At 71.5% G+C, this 3,183-nt stretch carries 3 protein-coding genes; all 3 read left to right on the forward strand.

Features of this window, described 5'->3' with window-relative positions:
• The coding region (locus ACWD3I_RS49050; protein WP_365414114.1) for an alpha-glucosidase C-terminal domain-containing protein at positions 1–246 on the forward strand (246 nt) is incomplete at its 5' end.
• An 83-nt stretch (positions 247–329) separates the two neighbouring features.
• Complete coding sequence (locus ACWD3I_RS49055) at positions 330–1,700, forward strand: maltokinase N-terminal cap-like domain-containing protein (protein WP_365414116.1); 1,371 nt, start codon at positions 330–332, stop codon at positions 1,698–1,700.
• Between the two features lie 26 nt (positions 1,701–1,726).
• Positions 1,727–3,183: 1,4-alpha-glucan branching enzyme (glgB, locus tag ACWD3I_RS49060; protein WP_365414118.1), on the forward strand; the 1,457-nt coding region annotated here is incomplete at its 3' end.

The raw sequence follows: 3,183 nt of genomic DNA on the forward strand, positions 1-3,183 counted from the left end.
CTCCAGTCGTCCAACCCCGCCGTCATCGCGTTCCTGCGCGAGTACGAGGACGACCTCGTCCTGTGCGTGCACAACTTCTCCCGCTTCGCACAGCCGACGGAGCTGGACCTGAGCCCGTTCAACGGGCGGCACCCGGTCGAGTTGTTCGGCGGGGTGCGGTTCCCGGCCATCGGGGACCTGCCGTACTTGCTGACGCTGGCAGGGCACGGCTTCTACTGGTTCCGCCTCCGCAAGGAAGCGCTCTAGAAGCCCGGCGGGACGGTTTCCCCCGTCCCGCCCGGGGCACGCATCAGTAACACCCCGCCCACCCGGGGAAAGGACGCGACGCCATGTCGGAAGCCGTCACCCGTACTGCCACGACAAGTCCCGCCCTCCTTGCGTCTCTTGATCCACTGCTGCGGGAGTGGCTGCCACGGCAGCGGTGGTTCGCGGGCAAGGGCCGTCCGGTCACCGGGTTCTCGCTGGTCGCGGCCACCGAACTGCTTCCCGTCGACGGCAGGCTGGGCCTGTACCACCTGTTGGTGCGGGCCCATCAGCCCATGACGTCCGGCGACTGCTACCAGCTCCTCATAGGCGTGCGCGAGGCGCTGCCACCCCATCTGGCGCCCGCGCTGATCGGCCACATGGAAGAGGGCCCGCTCGCCGGACGCACGGTGTACGAGGCCCTGTACGACCCCCGGCCCGCCGAGGTGCTCCTGGAGGCGCTGCGCACCCAGGCCCGCATCGGCGGGCTGCGCTTCGAACGGGACCCTGGCCAGGAGATCCGGCCCGGTCTGGTACCCCGCATGGTGACCGCCGAACAGTCGAACTCGTCGGTGGTCTACGGAGATACGTTCATCCTCAAGCTGCTCCGCCGGATCGTGCCCGGCGTCAACCCCGACCTGGAGCTGCCGTTGGCGCTGGCCCGCGAAGGCTGCCCGCGGGTACCGGCGCCGACGGCGTGGCTGCACGCCGACCTCGACGAGGCTTCGTACGTCCTCGGTGTGCTCCAGCCCTTCGTCCAGGGCGCGGCGGACGGCTGGGAGCTGGCGCTGCGCGAGCTGGCCAAGGGGGAGGACTTCACCGCGGAGGCGCGGGCGCTGGGGCGGGCCACCGCCGAGGTGCACACCGCGCTGGCCCGGGCGCTGCCCTCGGTGACCCTGGGCGCGGCCCAGTTGCAGCTGCTGGTCGACGGGATGATCGAGCGCCTGGAGGCGGCCGTGCAGGCGGTGCCCTCGCTGCGCCCGTACGCCCCCGGGCTGTACTCGGCGTTCACCGCGCTGGCCGACCTGGCCGCGGAGGGGCGTACCTGGACCGCGCAGCGTGTGCACGGCGATCTGCACCTGGGCCAGTGTCTGCGCTCGCCCGCCGGGCAGTGGTCGCTGATCGACTTCGAGGGCGAGCCGTCGAAGCCGCTGCCCGAGCGGCGGATGCCCCAGCCGCCGACGCGGGACGTGGCCGGCATGCTCCGCTCCTTCGACTACGCCGCCCTGTCGGCCGATCCCCCGATGCCGGGCTGGGCCCACGCCTGCCGGGCCGCGTACTGCTCCGGGTACGCCGAGATCGCCGGTGCCGATCCGCGCACCGACCCCGTGCTGCTGCGGGCCTACGAGACGGACAAGGCGATCTACGAGGTCGTCTACGAGGCCCGGCACCGCCCCGACTGGCTGCCGGTTCCGATGGCCGCGATCGAGCGGTACGCCACATCCGATCTGATCTGACCCGCACAGCCGAGGAGGCTCCACCCGTGACCCCGCGCCCCCCGTCCAGCGATTCGGATCCGAAGAAGTCGGCCAAGAAGGCCGCGAAAGGCGTGAAGAAAGCCGCGGAGAAGGCGGTCACCGAGAAGGCCGCCGCGATGAAGGAGGCTCCGGCGGCGGAGAAGGCCGCCGCTCAGAAGGTCACGGCGAAGGCTCCCACCGACAAGACCCCCGCCGAGAAGCTCCTGGCGCAGCCCGAGCCCGTCGTACCCGCGGCCTCCCCGACCCTCGACGCCCACGACCGCGACCGCCTCCTCTCCGCCACCCACCACGACCCGCACGGCGTCCTGGGCGCCCACCCGGTGCCCGGCGGCATCGCCTTCCGCGTCTTCAAGCCGTACGCGCTCTCCGTCACGGTCGTCGCCGGAACCCTGCGGGCGGAGCTGCACGACGACGGCGACGGGTTCTTCTCGGGCCTGGTGCCGCTGCGGGAGGTCCCCGCGTACCGGCTGCTCGTGGCGTACGAGGGGAGCGTCCAGGAGACCGAGGACGCGTACCGCTTCCTGCCCGCGCTGGGCGATCTGGACCTGCACCTGATCGGCGAGGGCCGCCACGAGCAGCTGTGGACGGTGCTCGGGGCCGAGCCGATGACCCACCAGGGCGTGGCCGGTACCCGCTTCACGGTGTGGGCGCCGAACGCGCGCGGGGTGAGCCTGGCCGGCACCTTCAACTTCTGGGACGGCACGGGGTATCCGATGCGCTCCCTCGGTTCGTCCGGTATCTGGGAGCTGTTCGTGCCCGGCATCGGCGAGGGCGAGCTGTACAAGTTCGCGATCACCCGGCAGGACGGTTCGAAGACCCTGCGGGCCGACCCGATGGCCCGCCGTACGGAGGTCCCGCCCAACACCTCGTCGATCGTGCACGCCTCGCATCACGAGTGGCACGACGACGCGTGGCTGGAGCGGCGCGCGGACACCCCGGCGCACGAGGGGCCGTTCTCGGTGTACGAGGTCCATCTGGCGTCCTGGCGACCGGGGCTGACGTACCGTCAACTCGCCGAACAGCTCCCGGCGTACGTCAAGGACCTCGGCTTCACCCACGTCGAGCTCATGCCGGTCGCCGAGCACCCCTTCGGCGGCTCCTGGGGCTACCAGGTCACCGGGTTCTACGCCCCGACGGCCCGCCTGGGCACCCCCGACGACTTCAAGTACCTGGTGGACGCCTTCCACAAGGCGGGCATCGGTGTACTGATGGACTGGGTGCCGGCCCACTTCCCGCGTGACGACTGGGCGCTGGCCGAGTTCGACGGGCGGCCCCTGTACGAGCACGAGGACCCGCTCCGCTCGGCGCATCCCGACTGGGGCACCCTGGAGTTCGACTTCGGCCGCCGCGAGGTGCGCAACTTCCTGGTCGCCAACGCCGTCTACTGGTGCGAGGAGTTCCACATCGACGGGCTGCGGGTGGACGCGGTCGCCTCGATGCTCTACCTCGACTACTCGCGCGA

The sequence above is a fragment of the Streptomyces sp. NPDC002817 genome (assembly GCF_053592055.1).